This window comes from Ottowia beijingensis (assembly GCF_042680925.1).
Taxonomy (GTDB): Bacteria; Pseudomonadota; Gammaproteobacteria; order Burkholderiales; family Burkholderiaceae_C; genus Ottowia; species Ottowia beijingensis.
Window position 1 is genome coordinate 348,163 of the sequence record NZ_JBHUEP010000001.1, and the last position, 17,372, is coordinate 365,534.

19 protein-coding genes are annotated in these 17,372 nt (G+C 64.5%); 15 read left to right on the forward strand and 4 right to left on the reverse strand.

From position 1 onward, the window contains the following. Window positions 1–4: 4 nt before the first annotated feature. The 6 genes from ACFSCU_RS01660 to ACFSCU_RS01685 all read left to right on the forward strand — a co-directional run bounded on the left by ACFSCU_RS01660 (window position 5) and on the right by ACFSCU_RS01685 (window position 5,086). Window positions 5–295: a nucleotidyltransferase family protein gene (locus ACFSCU_RS01660; protein ID WP_180550313.1), complete on the forward strand. Its 291-nt coding sequence runs from the start codon at window positions 5–7 to the stop codon at window positions 293–295. A gap of 9 nt (window positions 296–304) precedes the next feature. After that, entirely contained in the window at window positions 305–457 is a 153-nt protein-coding gene (locus ACFSCU_RS01665) for a HepT-like ribonuclease domain-containing protein (RefSeq protein ID WP_180551756.1), read from the forward strand. Between the two features lie 507 nt (window positions 458–964). Further along, entirely contained in the window at window positions 965–1,450 is a 486-nt protein-coding gene (locus ACFSCU_RS01670; RefSeq protein WP_377559684.1) for a pilin, read from the forward strand. 97 nt (window positions 1,451–1,547) lie between these two features. Continuing rightward, on the forward strand, window positions 1,548–3,440 hold the full coding sequence (locus tag ACFSCU_RS01675; RefSeq protein ID WP_377559686.1) for a tetratricopeptide repeat protein: 1,893 nt from the start codon (window positions 1,548–1,550) through the stop codon (window positions 3,438–3,440). Window positions 3,441–3,484: 44 nt separating this feature from the next. After that, window positions 3,485–4,246, forward strand: coding sequence for a TfpX/TfpZ family type IV pilin accessory protein (gene tfpZ, locus ACFSCU_RS01680; protein ID WP_377559688.1), 762 nt, complete (start codon window positions 3,485–3,487; stop codon window positions 4,244–4,246). A 39-nt stretch (window positions 4,247–4,285) separates the two neighbouring features. Further along, window positions 4,286–5,086 carry a glycosyltransferase family 2 protein gene (locus ACFSCU_RS01685; protein WP_377559689.1) on the forward strand — a complete coding sequence of 267 codons (801 nt, stop codon included), beginning with the start codon at window positions 4,286–4,288 and terminating at the stop codon, window positions 5,084–5,086. A gap of 52 nt (window positions 5,087–5,138) precedes the next feature. On the opposite strand, the gene ACFSCU_RS01690 is transcribed toward ACFSCU_RS01685, so the two are convergent. After that, window positions 5,139–5,513: a Uma2 family endonuclease gene (locus ACFSCU_RS01690; RefSeq protein WP_377559690.1), complete on the reverse strand. Its 375-nt coding sequence runs from the start codon at window positions 5,511–5,513 to the stop codon at window positions 5,139–5,141. Here ACFSCU_RS01690 and ACFSCU_RS01695 point away from each other — a divergent pair. From ACFSCU_RS01695 to ACFSCU_RS01730, 8 genes are all read left to right on the forward strand, one after another. Next, window positions 5,493–6,080 carry a hypothetical protein gene (locus ACFSCU_RS01695; RefSeq protein WP_377559691.1) on the forward strand — a complete coding sequence of 196 codons (588 nt, stop codon included), beginning with the start codon at window positions 5,493–5,495 and terminating at the stop codon, window positions 6,078–6,080. The genes ACFSCU_RS01690 and ACFSCU_RS01695 overlap by 21 nt on opposite strands. Further along, window positions 6,067–6,921, forward strand: a complete 855-nt coding sequence (locus tag ACFSCU_RS01700) for a glycosyltransferase family 2 protein (RefSeq protein WP_377559692.1) — start codon at window positions 6,067–6,069, stop codon at window positions 6,919–6,921. Before ACFSCU_RS01695 ends, ACFSCU_RS01700 begins: the two co-directional genes overlap by 14 nt. Window positions 6,922–7,000: 79 nt before the next feature. Beyond that, window positions 7,001–8,173, forward strand: coding sequence for an ATP-binding protein (locus ACFSCU_RS01705; RefSeq protein ID WP_180550307.1), 1,173 nt, complete (start codon window positions 7,001–7,003; stop codon window positions 8,171–8,173). Beyond that, a complete protein-coding gene (locus ACFSCU_RS01710; RefSeq protein WP_377559694.1) occupies window positions 8,140–9,381 on the forward strand; it encodes a glycosyltransferase in 1,242 nt (413 codons plus the stop codon). Before ACFSCU_RS01705 ends, ACFSCU_RS01710 begins: the two co-directional genes overlap by 34 nt. Continuing rightward, window positions 9,378–10,628: a glycosyltransferase gene (locus ACFSCU_RS01715; protein WP_180550306.1), complete on the forward strand. Its 1,251-nt coding sequence runs from the start codon at window positions 9,378–9,380 to the stop codon at window positions 10,626–10,628. Before ACFSCU_RS01710 ends, ACFSCU_RS01715 begins: the two co-directional genes overlap by 4 nt. Further along, a complete protein-coding gene (locus tag ACFSCU_RS01720; RefSeq protein WP_377559695.1) occupies window positions 10,625–11,515 on the forward strand; it encodes an FkbM family methyltransferase in 891 nt (296 codons plus the stop codon). Before ACFSCU_RS01715 ends, ACFSCU_RS01720 begins: the two co-directional genes overlap by 4 nt. Next, the gene (locus tag ACFSCU_RS01725) at window positions 11,512–12,783 is read left to right on the forward strand and encodes a lipopolysaccharide biosynthesis protein (protein ID WP_377559696.1); all 1,272 of its coding nucleotides are present in this window, start codon (window positions 11,512–11,514) and stop codon (window positions 12,781–12,783) included. The genes ACFSCU_RS01720 and ACFSCU_RS01725 overlap by 4 nt, the downstream gene beginning before the upstream one ends. After that, window positions 12,780–13,670, forward strand: coding sequence for a glycosyltransferase family 2 protein (locus ACFSCU_RS01730; RefSeq protein ID WP_180550304.1), 891 nt, complete (start codon window positions 12,780–12,782; stop codon window positions 13,668–13,670). Before ACFSCU_RS01725 ends, ACFSCU_RS01730 begins: the two co-directional genes overlap by 4 nt. On the opposite strand, the gene ACFSCU_RS01735 is transcribed toward ACFSCU_RS01730, so the two are convergent. The 3 genes from ACFSCU_RS01735 to ACFSCU_RS01745 all read right to left on the reverse strand — a co-directional run bounded on the left by ACFSCU_RS01735 (window position 13,639) and on the right by ACFSCU_RS01745 (window position 16,225). Beyond that, on the reverse strand, window positions 13,639–14,700 hold the full coding sequence (locus tag ACFSCU_RS01735) for a glycosyltransferase family 4 protein (RefSeq protein WP_180550303.1): 1,062 nt from the start codon (window positions 14,698–14,700) through the stop codon (window positions 13,639–13,641). The genes ACFSCU_RS01730 and ACFSCU_RS01735 overlap by 32 nt on opposite strands. Before the next feature lie 67 nt (window positions 14,701–14,767). After that, window positions 14,768–14,890, reverse strand: a complete 123-nt coding sequence (locus tag ACFSCU_RS01740; RefSeq protein WP_257645721.1) for an AlbA family DNA-binding domain-containing protein — start codon at window positions 14,888–14,890, stop codon at window positions 14,768–14,770. A gap of 27 nt (window positions 14,891–14,917) precedes the next feature. Beyond that, window positions 14,918–16,225 carry a nucleotide sugar dehydrogenase gene (locus ACFSCU_RS01745; RefSeq protein WP_377559697.1) on the reverse strand — a complete coding sequence of 436 codons (1,308 nt, stop codon included), beginning with the start codon at window positions 16,223–16,225 and terminating at the stop codon, window positions 14,918–14,920. Window positions 16,226–16,633: 408 nt separating this feature from the next. On the opposite strand from ACFSCU_RS01745, the gene ACFSCU_RS01750 reads away from it, so the two are divergent. Beyond that, window positions 16,634–17,371: a pilin glycosylation ligase domain-containing protein gene (locus tag ACFSCU_RS01750; RefSeq protein ID WP_377559698.1), complete on the forward strand. Its 738-nt coding sequence runs from the start codon at window positions 16,634–16,636 to the stop codon at window positions 17,369–17,371. Window position 17,372: the final 1 nt, after the last annotated feature.

Genomic DNA, 17,372 nt, shown 5'->3' on the forward strand with positions numbered 1-17,372 from the left:
CCCCATGCTGCTCGATGAACTGAACGCCCAGAGAGACGCCATCGCGGCGCTCGGCCGGCGCTATGGTGCGCGGCGCATCCGGGTCTTCGGCTCGGTGGCGCGGCGGCAAGAAACCGCCGGCAGCGACATCGACCTGCTGGTCGATCTGCCGCCCGGCTACGACATGTTCGGCCAGCGCCTGCCACTGGCCCAGCAGCTTGAGCAGCAGCTGGGCCGCCGCATCGAACTCATCCCCGAGCACGAGCTCAACCAGCACATGCGCGAACACGTGCTGCGCGAGGCGGTGGATTTGTGAGCCTCGCACATTCCGTGGCGCGAAATCTCCGGGTTTCGCAACATCCTCGCTCACAACTACCTGGGCGCCATTGATCCCCAGACCGTCGCCCGGGTGGTTGCGCACGATCTGCCTGCCCTACAAGCCGCCATCCAGTTCCTGCTGAGCTTGCCGCAGGAATGAGGCCGGCCGTGTACTCTCGGGGCAAGAGGCCCTGGACGTGGCCTTGAGCTTGGGGTTGCGGCCATCGAAGGCCGGTGCGCAGGCTTCCCCTGTCGGGGTTATCGCTAGATACTCCCATGCCAGACGGCATCCAGCGCCTGTAATTCAAGCGCTGGAAACGTATACCCCCCCATCAACCTGGGCTTCTGCTGCTTTGATGCGGCCTGGCCATGCGCGCTGCAGGGCACGCAGCGCAGCGCCTGTATCGCCCGCGCCGGGGTAGTGACAAATCGTGTCACGCCGCCCGGCTGGGGCGCCGACCGACCAGATTTGTCAATCCTCTGGGCGCCTTGGGCGTCGCAAATTGTCACCTGGCACGCCCCGCCTGGCGCTGACCGTGAACTGCCGCACGAATCACCGCCCCCACGCGGGTTGGCACGGAACCTGCAAAAGAAAGGGTGCGCGGTGACGCACTGACAAGCGAAGTGTTTCCCGGTTAGCAATCAATTTCTTCCAAAGGACTGAACCATGAACAAGACTCTGCAAAAAGGCTTTACCCTGATCGAATTGATGATCGTCGTGGCGATCATCGGTATTCTGGCTGCCGTGGCGCTGCCTGCGTACCAGGACTACGCCATCCGTGCGAAGGTGTCTGAGATCGTCCTGGCTGCTTCGCAGTGCCGTACCAGCGTGACCGAAACGATTCAGTCCTCGCGTACGGCGTTTCCGGCAGCCAATGCGTGGGGCTGTGAAGCTAGCGCACCGACCAAGTATGTGGCCCGCGTGGCGACCGATGGTGTGGGCGTCATTACCGTGACGGCGGCGAGCGCAGCCAACGCTCCCGATCTGAAAGGCGCAGCAGGTGGCGTTATCACGCTGACGCCCTATGCCAACAACACAACTGCCATTGCAGCCACCGACCTGGGCGCAACGGTGTTCAAATGGGTTTGCGGCCCTGCCTCGACCGGTGGCATGCCTGCCAAGTACCTGCCCGGTTCCTGCCGCGGTCAGTAATCCGTCAAGCCTGACGGCCTGAAAGAGCATAGCCCGCAAGGGCTATGCTCTTTTGCTTTTTCTTCTTTTGTTCGCCACTGAAGCTGGATTTGCCCTGATGCGTGCCGAAACGTTCAAGCCCCTGGTGGCGCTGCTGGCCGTGCTGGTGGCGCTGTACGCCTTCGGCAGCGGCGGTATTTTTTTCTTTGACGACGCGCCGTCCATGGACGGCATGCTGGCCGTGCAAGACCGCATGGGCGCGCTGGCCTACATCTTCTCCGGCGATGCTGGGCCCCTGGGCCGGCCGGTGGCGCTGGCCACCTTCTTGTTGCAGCGCGGCGCCTACGCGGCGGGCAATGCCGACGCCTTCTTGTGGGTAAACATCGGCATCCACCTACTCAACGTGGCGCTGCTTGGGTGGCTGGTGTTTCGGTTGCAGCGGCAATGGCCACAGCACCTGGGCCGCAGCGAATGGCTGGCGCCGGCCGTGGCGTTTTTCTGGGGTGTGCTGCCAATCCTGGCTTCGGCCTCGCTGATGATCGTGCAGCGCATGACCACGCTCAGCGCATTGTTTGCGCTACTGGGCATGCACGCTTACCTATGGGCGCGCGACAACGCGGCCTGGGGGCGCTGGCCCGGCATGCTGGCGGCGCTGGTCTGCCTGGGGCTGTGCACGCTGCTGTCCGCCCTGAGCAAGGAAAACGGCGTGCTGCTGCCGCTGCTGCTGCTGGTGCTGCACAGCGTGCTGCTTCGCGCCCCCACGCGCGGAGCGGCAGGCGGCGCGCTGCCTGCCGACGGGAATCGGCGCCTGGGGTGGGTGCTGGGGCTCGCCCTCTGGCTGCCCAGCCTGGCGGTGCTGGGCTACGTGGCCAGCCGTCTGCCTACCATGGCCGGCACTTACTGGCTGCGCCCATTCACCTTGTCAGAGCGCTTGGCCAGTGAGGCCGTGATTCTGTGGGAATACCTGCGCGTGGCGTTTTTGCCGCGCCTGGCCGACCTCAGCCCCTTTCACGACGACTATCCCGTTCGCCATTTTTCCGACGGTGTCGTGCAACTGGCGCTGGCCGCCTGGGCAGCGGTGCTGGTGGCGGCGGCCGTGCTGTGGCGGCGGGGCCAGCCCCTGCTGCTGTTTGCGGTGCTTTGGTATTTGGCGGGGCATCTGCTTGAGTCCAGCGTTTTTGCGCTTTTCCTGTATTTCGAGCACCGTAACTACGTGCCGCTCATCGGCCCGGTGCTGGCGCTGGCGGCCTGGTTTGCCCAATGGTCGGCAGTGCCAGGCCGCATACGCGGGCTGATGGCCGGGGTATACGGTGTGTTTCTGGCCTTCATGCTGTGGCAGACCACCAGCATGTGGGGTAGCCGCCAGCAGCTCGTCTGGGCAAGGGCGCATCCGGATTCGCCGCGCGCCTTGCAGATGCTGGCCGGGGCCTACATGCAAGCGGGCAAGGTCAAAGACGTCGACACGATGTATGAAGGCGCCATACGCCGCAACCCGCGCCTGACCAGCGTGGCCATGCAGGGCCTGCGGGCCAGTTGCTACTTGAACGACGAAGGCCAGGCCACGCGCCGGTGGCTGGGGCATGCGCGGCAATCGCTGCCCACGGGGGTGCACAGCCATCTGACGGTGAGTTCACTGAGCGCCGTGGCGCAGTTGCAGATGCAGGGGCGTTGTGTGGGACTGGCGCCGGCAGACGTTCTGGCGCTGGCCGGCCTGATGCAAGGCAACCCCGTATTCCGTGGGGTGGATGATCGCCAGGGCCTGAGCGCCATCCGCGCCAATGTGCTGCTGTCAACAGGCGACGTTTCGGGTGCAATGGCCGAGTTGCGCCAGGCGCTCAAGGTGCAGCCAGACATGGATACCATTCAGGCGCTGTACGGTTTGATCATGTCAACACAGGGCCACGCAGCAGCGGACGCGTTTTTGCAGGAAGCCAGAGCCATCCAGCCCACTGGAAGCGCCTACGCGCGGCAGCAATGGCAACACAAGCTGGATGTGCTGGGCAAGCCTTGAGCGCGGCGAGCATCGTTCATCGGCACAAAGGATTCGGTTGGTCTATGTGGTTGGCAAAGATAAAGGCGTTTTCCCTTCATTTCGTGGTCACCGCACTGGTGGCGGTGCTGGCCGCATGGCTGGTATTCGCTCTGTGGTACCCGGCCCCCTTTGCAGAAATGATGGGTGGCATGAAGCTGTTCGTGCTGGTGGTGGCCTGCGACCTGGCGCTGGGGCCGCTGATGTCGCTGGTGATCTACAACCCCAAAAAAAAACGCAAGGAGCTTCTGACGGACTACGCTGTGGTGGTGGCGGTTCAGCTCGCGGCCTTGGCCTATGGCCTGAATACCGTGGCGCAGGCGCGGCCGGCGTTCCTGGTGTTCGCGGTGGATCGCTACACGGTGGTCAGCGCCGGGGAACTGCCGGCGAGCGAACGGGAGAAAGCCGTGCGCCCGGAGTGGCAGAAATCCAGTTTGCTGGCCGGCTACCAAACGGTGTACGCGCTGCGCCCGACCGATCCGGATGCCTCTTTTGATCTGATCATGAGCGCGCTGGGCGGTGGGCGTGATGTGCAGCACATCGTTGAAAACTACCGGCCGGTGGCCGAGCACCTTGGCGATGTGTTGCACGCGGCGCAGCCGGTGGCCGTGCTGCGCGAGCGCCATGCCGCGCAGGCTGCGGCCATCGATGCTGCTGTGGCGAAATCCGGAAAGGCAGAACAAGCGCTGCGCTGGCTGCCGGTGCAGGCCGGCACCGTGTTCTGGACAGCTTTGATCGACATGCAGACGGGTATGCCCGTGGCGTGGGTCAATGTGGATCCGTTCTGATCATAGGATTTGTGTTTGGTTGAGTCAGGAGTGCGCAGCGTGAGCGTCAGTGTCGTCCTCCCCGCAAAGAATGAATCCGCAGCGCTTGGCTTGACCATCCGTGGCATTCGACAGGTGCTGCCCGATGCTGAGGTGATCGTGGTCAACGACGGTTCTACCGACGACACCGTCGAAGTTGCCGGCATTGCAGGCGCCCGCGTGGTCAGCCATCCCTACAGCAAAGGCAACGGCGCGGCCATCAAGACTGGCGCCCGCGCGGCTGCGGGCGAAGTCATCGTGTTCATGGATGCGGATGGCCAGCACGACCCGGCCGATATTCCCCGTCTACTTGCGTCGTTAGCGCAAAGCCACGACATGGTGGTCGGCGCACGGCAAAAAGGCTCGCAGGCCAGCATGGGGCGGGGGCTTGCCAATGGCCTGTACAACCGCCTGGCGAGTTGGATGACCGGGCATAAGGTAGAGGATCTGACCTCGGGTTTTCGCGCTGTGCGCGCAGATAAATTCCGCGAGTTTCTCTATTTGCTGCCAAATGGATTCTCATACCCAACGACCAGCACCATGGCTTTTTTTCGTGCCGGATATTCGGTGGCGTATGTGCCAATTCATGCTGCCAAACGCTTGGGCAAAAGCCATATCGGTTATTCGGGGTCAGATCACGATTTCAACCCACCAGCTCTGGTTATTCGGGGTCAGATCACGATTTCAACCCACCAGCTCCGGCAAATCGGCGTAGATAACCCGAAGGCCGACGCTGGCCCGCAGGCAGAGCCGGTTGAAGGCGTCGTCCGGCTGTGCCAGCCGCTGGTGCGTCCAGCCGCCATCGTCGCCGCGCTGGAGTAAAAATGGGGTAAAAATGGGGTCAGATCACGATTTTTGGTCCGCCCACCCGGGGTCACGCGACGCTCAAATCCGCTAGGTCGACATAAATCTCGCCCAGCGTGACATGAGCACCCAGGCATTCCAGCGTGAGCACGTCGCCCGGCGCGGTCAAGCGTTGGTGCTGCCAGCGGCCATCAGCGGCACGCTGATACAGGTCGGCTTGCAGGCTGTCCTGGCGCAGCAGCAGGTATTCGCGCATGCTGGGCAGCAGGCGGTAGGCCAGCAGCTTTTCGCGCGTGTCGATGTGTTCGGTGCTGGGCGAAAGCACTTCGACAAGCAGGCAAGGGCGGCGCACGTAAAGCGGTTCGCGGTCGGTGGGGTCGCAGGCGAGCACCAAGTCGGGGTAATAGAACCAGCTGCCGCTGTCGTGGTCGATACGCACCTTCATGTCGGCTGTGAACAGCTGGCAGCCCTTGCGGCGGGCGTGGGGCAGCAGCAGGCCACCGAGGCCGATTTCGAGCGCGTGCGCCGGCTGCTGCCGCAGCAGCGTTTCGATGCGCAAACTCTTTTGGGCGTCCGGACCATCGTGGCGGTGCAGCTCGAATCGCCCGATTTCGCGGCCAGCCGCCGGCACACGCTGGGCCTGCTGGACGAGATGCGGGCGATCCCGAGGTTCCGGGCTGCCCATTTGTTCAATCGCGTGGAGCCGTACCTCAGGGGGCTGCTGTTGATGGCAGAAGGTGAGCCAGACGCGGCCATGCCACACCTGAAGGTGTCCATGCAGCGCTTCAACGACATCGACAATGCCTTGTCCACGGTCGCCAACATGGCCAACAGCGGTTATGTTTCGCATGCGCTGCTGCTGCTGGACGAAGCGCAGCAGGTGCTGGACCGGCAACCAGACGTCCAACTGGTGCGCAGCAGAGGTGCTTACGAAATGGAAGTCCAACGCGCCAGAGGGGAGTTGCAGCAGGCCCTGAAAACCCAGGAAGGAACACCGCATGGTGAGCGTTAGCGTGGTCATGCCCGCGAAGAATGAGGCGGGCGCCATTGGTGGCGTGGTCAAAGCCCTCAAGGCTTTGATGGAAGAAGTGGAGGTGATCGTCGTCAACGACGGCTCCAGCGACGACACCGCCGCCGTGGCCACTGCTGCCGGCGCCCGCGTGGTCTCGCACCCGTATTCCAAGGGCAACGGCGCTGCCGTCAAGACCGGCGCGCGCGCCGCCACGGGCGAGGTGATCGTGTTCATGGACGCCGACGGCCAGCATGACCCGGCGGATATTGCACGCTTGTTGGAAAAAATGGCCCAGGGCCACGACATGGTGGTGGGCGCCCGCCAGAAAGGCTCGCAGGCCAGTGTGGGCCGGGGATTTGCCAACGGCCTGTACAACCGCCTGGCCAGTTGGATGACCGGGCACAAGGTGGAAGACTTGACTTCGGGCTTTCGTGCCGTGCGGGCGGACAGGTTTCGCGAATTTCTCTACCTGCTGCCCAACGGGTTTTCGTACCCCACCACCAGCACCATGGCGTTCTTCCGCGCCGGTTATTCGGTGGCCTACGTGCCCATTCACGCAGCCAGGCGGATCGGCACGAGCCACATTCGCCTGCTGCGCGACGGCGCGCGGTTTTTTCTCATCATCTTCAAGATCGGCACCTTGTTTTCGCCAGTGAAGATTTTTGCGCCGGTGGCGCTGGGCATGTTCCTGCTGGCGACCGGCTGGTACGGCTGGACGTGGTGGCATCAGGGGAGATTCACCAACATGAGCACGCTGCTCTACACGGGCAGCGTGATGGTGTTTCTGATGGGCCTGATCTCGGAACAGATCACGGCGCTGATGTACAAGGATTCGGCGTGAGTGCGCCTGTCCCTGGATCGTGCGACAAGCACCTACAGCCCATACAATCTGACGATTGAATCATCGAATTGTATAAAAAATGTTTTCGCGCCAACTCGCCGATACGCTGAAACGCCTGGCCACCACCTTTCCCGTGGTGGCGGTAACCGGCGCGCGCCAGTCTGGCAAGACCACGCTGGTGCGCCAACTGTTCCCGGACAGGCCCTATGTGAGCCTGGAAGACCCGTCCGAGCGCGCCTTCGCGGCCGAGGACCCGAAGGGCTTTCTGGCTCGCTTCTCCTCGGCGGGGGCCATCTTCGATGAGGCGCAGCGCTGGCCGGATCTTTTCTCCTGGCTGCAAGGCATGGTGGATGCCGACCGCGCCCCCGGGCGCTTCGTGCTGACCGGCTCGCAGCAGTTCGGCCTGCTGTCCGGCATCAGCCAGACCTTGGCCGGGCGGGTCGGGATGACCCGCTTGCTGCCCTTGGCGCTGGGTTCCGAACTGCCGCTGGCGCAAGTGCGGCAGCCTGGCCTGGATGCCCTGATGCTGCGCGGCTTTTACCCGGAGCTGCATGTGCACAACGTGCTGCCGCAGGACTGGTTTGCCAGCTACGTGGCCACTTACGTGGAGCGGGACGTGCGCCAGGTGCTGCGCGTGCAAGACCTGGCCACCTTCCAGCGCTTTCTGCGCCTGTGCGCGGCACGCACGGGGCAATTGCTCAATCTGAGCGCATTGGCGGGAGAAACCGGCATTGCGCACACCACGGCGCGGGCCTGGCTGTCGGTGCTGGAAGCCAGCGACATCGTGCACCTGCTGCCGCCGTACCACCGCAACTTCGGCAAGCGCCTGGTCAAGATGCCCAAGCTGTACTTCGTGGACGTCGGTCTGGCCAGCTGGCTGCTGGGCATCGGCAGTGCCGATCTGCTGGCCTTGCACCCGCTGCGAGGCGCGCTGTTCGAAACCCTGGTGGTGGGCGAGTTCATGAAGGCGCGCCTGCATGCCGGGCAGCCGCCTCAGCTGTATTTCTGGCGGGACAACAACGGGCTGGAGGCCGACCTGGTCTTCGAGGTGGGTACCCGGCTGCAAACGGTGGAGATCAAGTCCGGGCAAACGGTGACGCCCGACTACCTGCAGGCCGCCCGCAAGGCCACGCGCTTTGCCGGTGACGAGGCTCTGCAGCCCTGGCTGGTGCATGGCGGCAGCGACAGCTACGAGCGCAGCGGCGTGCGTGTGCTGGGTTGGCAGGACGCGCCATACCAGGACAAGCCATGACTGGTGCAGCGGCTCGGCGCCCCGTTTTGCTGGTTCTTGCGTCCACCTATCCCCGATGGACGGGCGACCCCGAGCCCGGTTTCGTTCACGAACTGTCCAAACGCCTCGCCGATGACTTCCGGGTGATCGTGCTGGGCCCCCACGCACCCGACGCCAAGCCGCGCGAGATGCTGGAAGGCGTGGAAGTGGTGCGCTACCGCTATGCGCCCGAGCGTTGGGAAACGCTGGTCAACGATGGCGGGATCGTCACCAACCTGAAGCTGCAGCGCTGGAAGCTGCTGCTGGTGCCTGGCTTTGTTCTGATGCAGGCCTGGTGCGCGTGGCGCTTGTGCCGGCGCGAGAAGGTGGACGTGGTCCATGCGCATTGGCTGGTTCCGCAGGGGCTGATCGCCGCCGGGCTGGGTCGGCCGTTTCTGGTGACTTCGCATGGCGCCGACCTGTACGCGCTGCGCAGCGGGCCCATGCAGGCGCTTAAACGCCTGGTGCTGCGCCAGGCGCAGGCGGCGACGGTGGTGAGCCGCGCCATGCGCGATGCCGTGGCAGCGCTGGGCGCAGATGTTTCAAAGGTGTCTGTGGTGCCGATGGGCGTAGACATGGCCGGGCGCTTTGTGCCCGACGCTGCGGTGCAGCGCTCGCGCAGCGAGCTGCTGTTTGTGGGCCGTCTGGTCGAGAAGAAGGGGCTGCGCTATCTGCTGGACGCCTTGCCCGCCGTGTTGCGCGAACGGCCCGACGTGACGCTGAGCATTGCCGGCTTCGGGCCGGACGAAGAGCGGCTGAAGGCGCAGGTGCACGAACTGGGCTTGCAGGATGCGGTGCGCTTTCTGGGCGCGGTGGCGCAAAAGGATTTGCCCGCGCTGTACCGGCGCGCGGCGCTGTTTGTCGCGCCCTTTGTGAGGGCGGAATCCGGCGACCAGGAAGGGCTGGGCCTGGTGCTGGTGGAGGCCATCGGTTGCGGCTGCCCGGTGCTGGCCGGTGACGTGCCCGCTGTCAGCGATGTGCTTGCCGAGAGCTGGCGCATCGATGTGCGCGACACACGGGCGTTGGCCGCACGCATCGTGCAGATGCTGGCTGATCCCACCGCATCGATGAACCAGGCCCAGGAGGCGCGTGGGCGTCTTGTGAGCCACCTAGGCTGGGATCAGGTGGCTGCGCGTTACGCAGGTTTGCTGCAGAGCGCCTTGCCTCGTGACGGCGGTATGACCCCATGAGCGACCAGTCGGCTTTCTTGCCCCCGGAGCCGCAGAACGATGTCGAATGGCGAGCGGATCGAAAAAACCCATGCGTGCTGGTGCTCGTCGACGCCTTTCCCGTGCCTTCCCAGACTTTCATTCTCGATCATGTGCTGGGCCTTGCCAGGCACGGCGTGCACGTGACGCTGATCGCGCGAAAGGTGGACACGGCGGCAGCCGAGCGCCTGCAGTTGCCCAACGATCGGATTCAGCTACACGAGGCGCCACGGTGGTCGCTGCGCGCTTTCAGGAATCTTGCCGGGGTCATGCTGGCAAACCCCCGTTGCGCCCTCAGCCTCCTGCTGCTTCGCTGCGCCTGGCACGCGGCGCGCCTGATGGACACGCCTGCTGCGGCTGGTGACTGGGATGCCGTGCATGCCCATTTCGCCAACAACGGCATCGTGGCGCTGCTGGCCTGCCCCGGCTGGAAGCGGCGCTTGTTGGTCAACTTTCACGGTCACGATGCCACCGCCCTGCCGCATCGGTACGGCTGGTGGTCGTTGCGCGTCATGCTAGGGTCTGGCCATGCCATCGTGCACAGCGATTTCATGGCCAGGCGCATCGCCGCCCACACATCGATGAACGTCCACCGCGTGACGATGGGTGTGGATACGGGCAGGTTCTGCTCGCCCATGCGTGGACGCGAATGGCCGCGCCCACTGAGGCTGTTGTTCGTCGGTCGATTGGTGCCAACCAAAGGCGCCGACGTGGCGCTGTCGGCATTGGCGCTTTTTCGCGAGCGCCACCCTGAATACGACGCCCGGCTTTGTCTGGTGGGCGACGGGCCGCAGAAGCCTGTGCTTGAGCGCCTCGTCGCCGAACTGGGGCTTGAAGCGGTGGTGGAAGGGCCATCCCTCCTTCCGTATGGGCAAATGCCTGACGCCATGGTTCGGGCGGACGTCCTGCTGATGCCGTCGCAGATTGGACTGGACAAATCGCAAGAAGCGTTTGGGCGCGTGGCCATCGAGGCGATGGCCTGCGGCATCCCCGTCGTGGGCTGCCCGAGCGGTGGCTTGGCCGACACCATCGGGCCGGGCGGTGCTGTGGCAACCGGGTTCGACGCTTCTGGTCTCTGTGAAGCCCTACATTCCGCACTTGTCCAGGCCACTCCCGAGGCTTGGCAACGGGTGACGACGGCGCGCGCGGCAGCGCAAAGCCTTGGGCGGATGGAGGCCGACTACCTTGGCCTGCTCGCGATGATCGAGAAGGAAAACCGCCAACCATGAACGCACTTTCAACCGGACAGCCTGTACTGTCCATTCCCTATCTCAGATTCTTCGCAGGCCGTCTTCGGATGTGGGTTTCGCGCAAGCTGGAGTTGGGTGCAGGCCAGCGCCGCATCCGCCTGTTCACGCTGGACAACGACGTCATCGGCCGCCGGATACGTACCCAGGGTGCCTATGAGCCGGAGGTGCTGGCGGCCATCGATGCCGTCGCGGCAGGTGCTGGGCGCAGCGCGGGTGTCGCGCTCGATATTGGCGCCAATATCGGCAACCATGCCGTCAGCATGGCTCGCAGCTTCTCGCGCGTTGTTGCCTTTGAACCCCACCCGGTCATGGCAGCGGCCTTGCGCGCCAATGCCCTGCTGAACGGCTGCAGCAACTTGCAGGTGATGGAGATGGCATTGAGCGCGCACGTGGGGGATGGCGTCCTGCAACAGCAGCGGCCCGATAACAGCGGCACGCTTGAGCTGGCGGCAGATGGCGCCTCGGCGATGGATGCGCCTGGCCGGGTGGCCGTGCAGTTGATGCGTGGCGACGATGTGCTGGACAGGGTGCTTGAGCCCGGCGAGCGCGTCACGTTGATCAAGATCGATGTCGAAGGGGCGGAGCTGCCGGCCTTGCAAGGTTTGGCGGCCTGTTTGCAGCGCGATCACCCGGTGATCTGCTTCGAGGTTCGCCATCCTGCCGAAGGTCAACTGGTCCGCGCCTTCCTGGAAGATGCCGGGTATCGGGATTTCCAGGCCATTCGCGCATCCCGCATCGGGCTGGGCTCGCTGCACCGCTTGCTCACCCGCGCCGGGCGCAGCAAACACTACCAGTTGGAGCCGGTCGCCGAGTTCGAGGATCGCCACTATGCGGCGGTGTTTGCATTCGCTGCGCAGTCCGCATGACGCACCGCATGGGCGCGGAAGCGCTACGGCAGTTTCTTCGCCGCGCACTGGATGGCCCGCAGTTGTTCGTGGTGGCCTCCCAGTTGATGCGGGTGGGTTTGTTGACGCTGTATCTGTTCGCCGGCACGCGGCTGCTGGGGCCGGGTGGGTATGGCGCGCTGGCCACCGCAGTGGCACTGGCGGCCATTGGGGCCACGCTGGTGGGCTTGGGCAGCGGGATTGGCCTGGTGCGGCTTGCATCGCGGGACGCGGCGGTGTTCCCCCAGGCTTGGGGTGCATGCCTGGCGCGGCATGTGGCCAGCGGGCTGCTGATCTTGTGCGCCTACGCGCTTTTTGCGGGTCAATGGCTGTCCGGCCCGCTGTTCGCCGATGCCTTGGTTCCAATCGGCATTGCCGAGCTGTTGCTGGTGCCGCTTATCTCTGCCGTGGGTTATGCCTTCATTGCGCATGCGCGTTATCGCATGGGCGCCCTGATCCAGAGCCTGCCAGCGGTGGCGCGGTTCCTGGTGGCGGCTGTGCTTTTGTGGCGGGGTGCCGCTCCCGATGTCGGCGCATTTGCCCTTTGGGTATTGCTGGCAATGGCCGCAGCTTGCGTCCTGGCGATCTTGCTGGCCTGTGCATGGCTGCCATGGCCCGCCTGCCCGCGCTTGCGGGCGGTGCTGACGCCGGATTACAGCGTGGCCTACGCCGGATCGAACCTGGTGAACAGCCTTGCAGGCGAGGCGGACAAGTTGGCCGTGTACCGTCTGACTTCCGCCGACCAGACGGGCATCTATTCGGCCACGACGCGCATCATGGCGGCCTTTGCCATCCCGTTCGGTGCGTTAATCCAGTCCCGCAGCCACCATTTGTTCGCACTGGGAACGGCCATCGGGCCAGGCCACATGCAGTTCTTGCGTCGCTATGCCATGGCATTCGCGGGTTATGGGGTGATCTGCGTGCTTGTCAGCCTGCTGGCGGCGCCTTACCTCGTCCGCTGGCTGGGGCCGGGGTTCGAGGCCGGCGGTGCGCTTGTGGCGATATTGGCGTTCTGGGTACCGCTCAATGGCTTTCGGCAACTGGTGGGCAGCCTGCTCACCACCAGCGACCGGGCCTGGCGCCGTTCCTTTTCCGACATTCTCACGACGGGGGTGTTCGTCGTTGCCGCCCTGGTGCTGGTGCCTGCCAATGGCGTGACAGGCGCAGCCGAGGCCAAGCTTGCGGCCGAGTTCATCGGCTTGATGGCGACGTTCCTCATCTTCATGCACGCCCGCAAGACTTCCCGATGAATCTCTCCGAACACGTTCCCCAGATCAGCGTGATCATTCCGGTCTTCAACGACTTGAAAGGTTTGACGCGTTGCCTGCAACGGCTGGCTGATCAGCAACCGGATACGTCTGCCTTCGAGGTGATCGTGGTTGACAACGGTTCCACACCGCCGATCGAGGTGGCTGCGGCGCTGCCATTCCCGGTCAAGCTGGTACGCCATGAAACGCCGGGTTCCTACGCGGCGCGCAATGCCGGTGTCCGTGCATCGAGCGCGGATGGCCTGGCGTTTACCGATGCGGACTGCTTGCCGGCGCCCGATTGGCTCCGCGCGGGCCATGCCGCGCTGCTGGCGGGCAACGGTGGCCGCATCGTGGGCGGCGAGGTTTTGTTCACGCCCGAAAGCAAGCCGACGGCCGTGGCGATGTACCAGCAACTGATGGGGTTCGGGCAGGACAGCAACGTGAAGGAAAAGGGCTTTACCGCCACGGCCAATCTTTTCTGCACGCGTGCGCAGTTCGACGCGACAGGCCCTTTCGAGGAGCGATTGCTCTCTGGCGGCGACCGGGAGTGGTGCTGGCGCGCGACGAAACAGGGCTTTGCCGTGTGTTACACGCCGGAGGCCGTCGTGATGACCCCGGCCCGATCCAGCCTGCGCAGTGCCATGAAGCAGGCGCGACGGGTGGTGGCGGGTAGAAGATCCTTGCGCCAGCTTGGCTTGGCCCATGCCGGTACCGCCGCTCTGGCCAAACAGCGGTCAGCATGGCAGGCGGTCGGCTGGATCCTGTCGAATCAAGACATTGGCTTCTTCGACAGGTTGCGCGTTCTGTTCGTGGCGGTTCTGATCAGGGTGGTTGCCATGCTGGAAAGCCTGCGGCTCATGCTGGGTGGCAAGCCCGAGCGCCTTTGAGGGCGGCCCCTTGTTCCAAGGCGGTGCTGTAGAGATGGGCGTAAGCGTCCACCATGGCTTCCACCGAAAAGGTTGATTCAATGCGCCGGCGTGCCGCGGCTGCCATGTTGGCGCAAAGCGCGGGGTCCGCCGCCAACATGCGCGCAGCCGTGGCAAACGCCTGCACGTCGTCTTGCGGGCACAGCAGACCGGTCACGCCGTCCTGGACGACTTCAGTGAGGGATGAGCCGCGTGTCGCGATCACCGGAAGGCCGCAGGCCATGGCCTCTGCCGCCACCAGCCCAAAGCCTTCGCTGCGCGATGGAAACAGCAGGGCGTCTGCGGTCTGCATGGCGGCCACGACGGCAGCGTCGCCTTGCAGGCGGCCAATGTCGTGCATATGGGCTGGCAGGTTCTGTTTGTCTTGTGCAGAGGCAGGCCCGTCGGTGTAGTGCAACTCAAAACCCTCACCCAGTTCGCGCAGGATGGGCGCGAGCAAGTCCACGCCTTTGCGCGCCATCCAACTGCCCACGTACAGCAGCCGAAAAGGTTCGCCCGTACCTCGCTGGCGCACACCTGGCACGAACAGGGCGGTATCCACGCCGTTGTAAATGACGTGCATGGGGGCATCCAGCAGGGTTTGCCGAGCGGTATCTGCGACGAACTGGCTCACTGCGGATATGCCGTTGGCGCGGCGCAGAACACGGCGCTCGTTGGGTGCAATCCACAGGCGGTGATAGGCAGAGCGCAGCACGCCTTTGTAGGCGCTGGCGGCCGGGTGATGCACGGAATGGTGGAGGGTGGCGAGGATGGGCAGTTTCGGGGGCAGAAAGCGCGGGTGCAGCCAGGTGTTGACATGCGCGATGTTGGCCCACGCCGGTGGCTGCGGTATGGCCACTGTCCAGGGGGCATATTCGGCACGCAATGGCAGCCAGGTGATTGCTGCGCGCAGGCCGCGCGCCTGCAAATCGGTTGCGAGGCGCTCGGTGAAGACGTCGGTGCCGGTGCCCGTGCGTACTGTGGGAAACCAGATGGCGGGTTGCCTATTCATGTGCAATGCAGATTGACAGCGGCGGCACGCGTCACGCCAAGCACCTGCCGTGTGTCGTCCACCCCGATCACCAGCCGCCCGTCGCATTGGCGAAGGCCACGAGCGTTTTGAGCACGTTGCGCGGCGATGACAGGTCGCGTTTGAACTCCAGCATCTTGCCTTCGGGTTGCTTCAGGAGTGGAGCGATCATGGGGGCAGGCAAGGCAGGCAGATCAGCCTACGCGCTGACGATGTTGGGTGCGGACGTCCAGCGTCCCCGCGTGTCCACGATCAGCTGCGCATGGCTTTTCAGCAGCGCGTAGTCAAATCCATCGTGATCGGTGGCGAGTATCACGCAGTCGTAGCTGGCCAGGGTTTGGGCGCTCAATGGCACCGACTCCAGATCGAAGTGATAGTCCCGCTTGCGCGGGAACACCGGCACGTGCGGGTCGCTGTAGCCGATGTGCGCGCCCCTGGCTTGCAGCAGGTCCATGATTTCCACCGCAGGCGATTCGCGCGTGTCGTCGATGTTCTTTTTGTAGGCCAGCCCCAGCACCAGGATGCGGCTGCCCTTGACGGCCTTGCCACGCTCGTTCAGCGCGTCGGCCACCTTGCCGACCACCCAGTGCGGCATGTGGTGGTTGATCTCGCCGGCCAGCTCGATGAAGCGGGTGTTGACGCCGTACTCGCGTGCTTTCCAGGTCAGGTAGTAGGGGTCGATGGGGATGCAGTGGCCGCCCAGGCCGGGGCCGGGCTTGTAGGGCACGAAGCCGAAGGGTTTGGTGGCGGCGGCGTCGATGACCTCGTGGATGTTGATGCCCATCTTGTCGGCGACGATCTTCATCTCATTGACCAGACCGATGTTGACGCTGCGGTGGATGTTTTCCAGCAGCTTGGTCATTTCGGCAGCGCGGGTGCTGCTGACGGGCACCATGGTTTGAATGGCGTGCTGATAGAGCGCTGTTCCCAACTCCAGGCAGCGCGCAGTGGTGCCGCCGATGATCTTGGGGATGTCCTTGGTTCCGTAGTGGGGGTTGCCTGGGTCTTCGCGCTCGGGCGAAAAGACCAGGGCGCAGTTGACGCCGGGCTCCAGCCCGTGCGCGCGCAGACGCGGCGCCAGCACTTCGTCCGTGGTGCCTGGCCAGGTCGTGCTCTCCAGGCTGACGAGCTGTCCTGGGTGTGTGTGGGGCAGCGCTGCTTCGACGGTATTGACAATGAAGCTCAGGTCCGGCTCGCGGTGGCGGTTCAGTGGTGTGGGAACGCAAATGATGAGGGCGTTAACTTCAGAGGTTCGGGCAAAGTCGGTTGTGGCCTCGAAACCCTGGTCGAGAGCGTGCTGTATGCGGTCCGGGGTGATGCGCTCGATGTAGCTTTGACCTGAATTCAGCAGCGCTGCCTTGCTTGTGTCGATGTCAAAGCCGACGACTTTGAGCCCGACCTCACTGAATCTGAGTGCCAGTGGCAAACCGACGTAACCCAGGCCATAGATGCCGACGACGGCGGATTTCTGGGCAATGCGGTTTCGTAGGACGTGAAGAGTTGACATGGGGCGGATCTGGGGCGGGACGTGTGAATGCCAGTGCCCATGGCACATGCATCCTGCATGATGCCAGCACTGACGCGCTCGTTTATCAACGCTTGGTGTTTGTCGCTGAGATGTCGATGACAAACTTCTCGCTTTATCGACGCTGTTGCATCAAGGGCAAATGCCGATCGAACAGGCTGGGCAGCCGATATGCCATGGAAGGCATGGGCGGCGTGTGCAAGCTGCGTGGGCGCCGGGAAATCGCTGCAAGAGCGGTGGCGTGCGCGTCATCTAGTCGTCCACGCTGATGGGCACAAGACGGGTGGCGGGCGGTGATGACATGGCACCGTCCTCCAGGGTATGGGCAGTCTAGCTGGGGCGCTGCGCGGGTGCCGAGCCCGCGACGCCGCTTCGGCACAATCCGCCCCCATGCAACCCTTGGTTCGACGCACGCTGCTGGCGTGCCTGCTGGCGCTGCCCTGGCTGTGGCCGTTCACTTACGGCCCGGTGGCGGCGACGCTGCCCTACCTGGCTTCGGCCGTGCTGGCGGCGCTGGCGCTGGCGTTGTGGCCGGCGCGCGATCGCGCGGGGGCGGTGGCTGCGGTGGCGGGCGGCTGGCTGGCGGCGGCGCTGCTCAGCAGCGGGGTCGCGCTGCTGCAGTACTTCGATCTGGAGGCGGCGCTGTTCCCCTGGGTCAACATCGCGCAGCCGGGGCAGGCGTTCGGCAACCTGCGGCAGCCTAACCAGCTGGCGTCGCTGCTGGTGATGGGGCTGCTGGCGCTGCGCTGGTGGGTGCAGGCGGGGCGCGTGCCGATGGGCGCGGCGCTGGCGCTGGGCGCGCTGCTGGTGTCGGCGCTGGCGGCCACGGCCTCGCGCGTTGGGCTGGCGGGAAAATGGGGTCAGATCACGATTTCAGACTTCATTCGTCATATGGGCGCGGACTTGCCCGCGATCAAGCGTTCGTGGCGAAGCGTCGTCTTATCGCGGGCGAGCCCGCTCGTGCTGCGCTGTCTGAGGCTTTTCGCTAAAAAAACTTGCCTCTCAGGCGCCGCGCAGCGCAGCGGCCACAAAGGCTTCGGGGGTGAGCACGGGGCCAGGCGCAGCTCGGCATGGGCGGCAAGCAGGTTTCACAACAGCCGCACGACGATGGTTGACGCCGGATCTTAGC

Bases quoted from the DNA above. Each gene is read 5' to 3' on its own strand.
- ACFSCU_RS01660 (WP_180550313.1), top strand. From the start codon at position 5: ATGCTGCTCGATGAACTGAACGCCCAGAGAGACGCCATCGCGGCGCTC.
- ACFSCU_RS01670 (WP_377559684.1), top strand. From the start codon at position 965: ATGAACAAGACTCTGCAAAAAGGCTTTACCCTGATCGAATTGATGATC.
- ACFSCU_RS01675 (WP_377559686.1), top strand. From the start codon at position 1,548: ATGCGTGCCGAAACGTTCAAGCCCCTGGTGGCGCTGCTGGCCGTGCTG.
- tfpZ (WP_377559688.1), top strand. From the start codon at position 3,485: ATGTGGTTGGCAAAGATAAAGGCGTTTTCCCTTCATTTCGTGGTCACC.
- ACFSCU_RS01690 (WP_377559690.1), bottom strand. From the start codon at position 5,513: ATGAAGGTGCGTATCGACCACGACAGCGGCAGCTGGTTCTATTACCCC.
- ACFSCU_RS01700 (WP_377559692.1), top strand. From the start codon at position 6,067: ATGGTGAGCGTTAGCGTGGTCATGCCCGCGAAGAATGAGGCGGGCGCC.
- ACFSCU_RS01705 (WP_180550307.1), top strand. From the start codon at position 7,001: ATGTTTTCGCGCCAACTCGCCGATACGCTGAAACGCCTGGCCACCACC.
- ACFSCU_RS01715 (WP_180550306.1), top strand. From the start codon at position 9,378: ATGAGCGACCAGTCGGCTTTCTTGCCCCCGGAGCCGCAGAACGATGTC.
- ACFSCU_RS01720 (WP_377559695.1), top strand. From the start codon at position 10,625: ATGAACGCACTTTCAACCGGACAGCCTGTACTGTCCATTCCCTATCTC.
- ACFSCU_RS01725 (WP_377559696.1), top strand. From the start codon at position 11,512: ATGACGCACCGCATGGGCGCGGAAGCGCTACGGCAGTTTCTTCGCCGC.
- ACFSCU_RS01730 (WP_180550304.1), top strand. From the start codon at position 12,780: ATGAATCTCTCCGAACACGTTCCCCAGATCAGCGTGATCATTCCGGTC.
- ACFSCU_RS01735 (WP_180550303.1), bottom strand. From the start codon at position 14,700: ATGAATAGGCAACCCGCCATCTGGTTTCCCACAGTACGCACGGGCACC.
- ACFSCU_RS01740 (WP_257645721.1), bottom strand. From the start codon at position 14,890: ATGATCGCTCCACTCCTGAAGCAACCCGAAGGCAAGATGCTGGAGTTC.
- ACFSCU_RS01745 (WP_377559697.1), bottom strand. From the start codon at position 16,225: ATGTCAACTCTTCACGTCCTACGAAACCGCATTGCCCAGAAATCCGCC.
- ACFSCU_RS01750 (WP_377559698.1), top strand. From the start codon at position 16,634: ATGCAACCCTTGGTTCGACGCACGCTGCTGGCGTGCCTGCTGGCGCTG.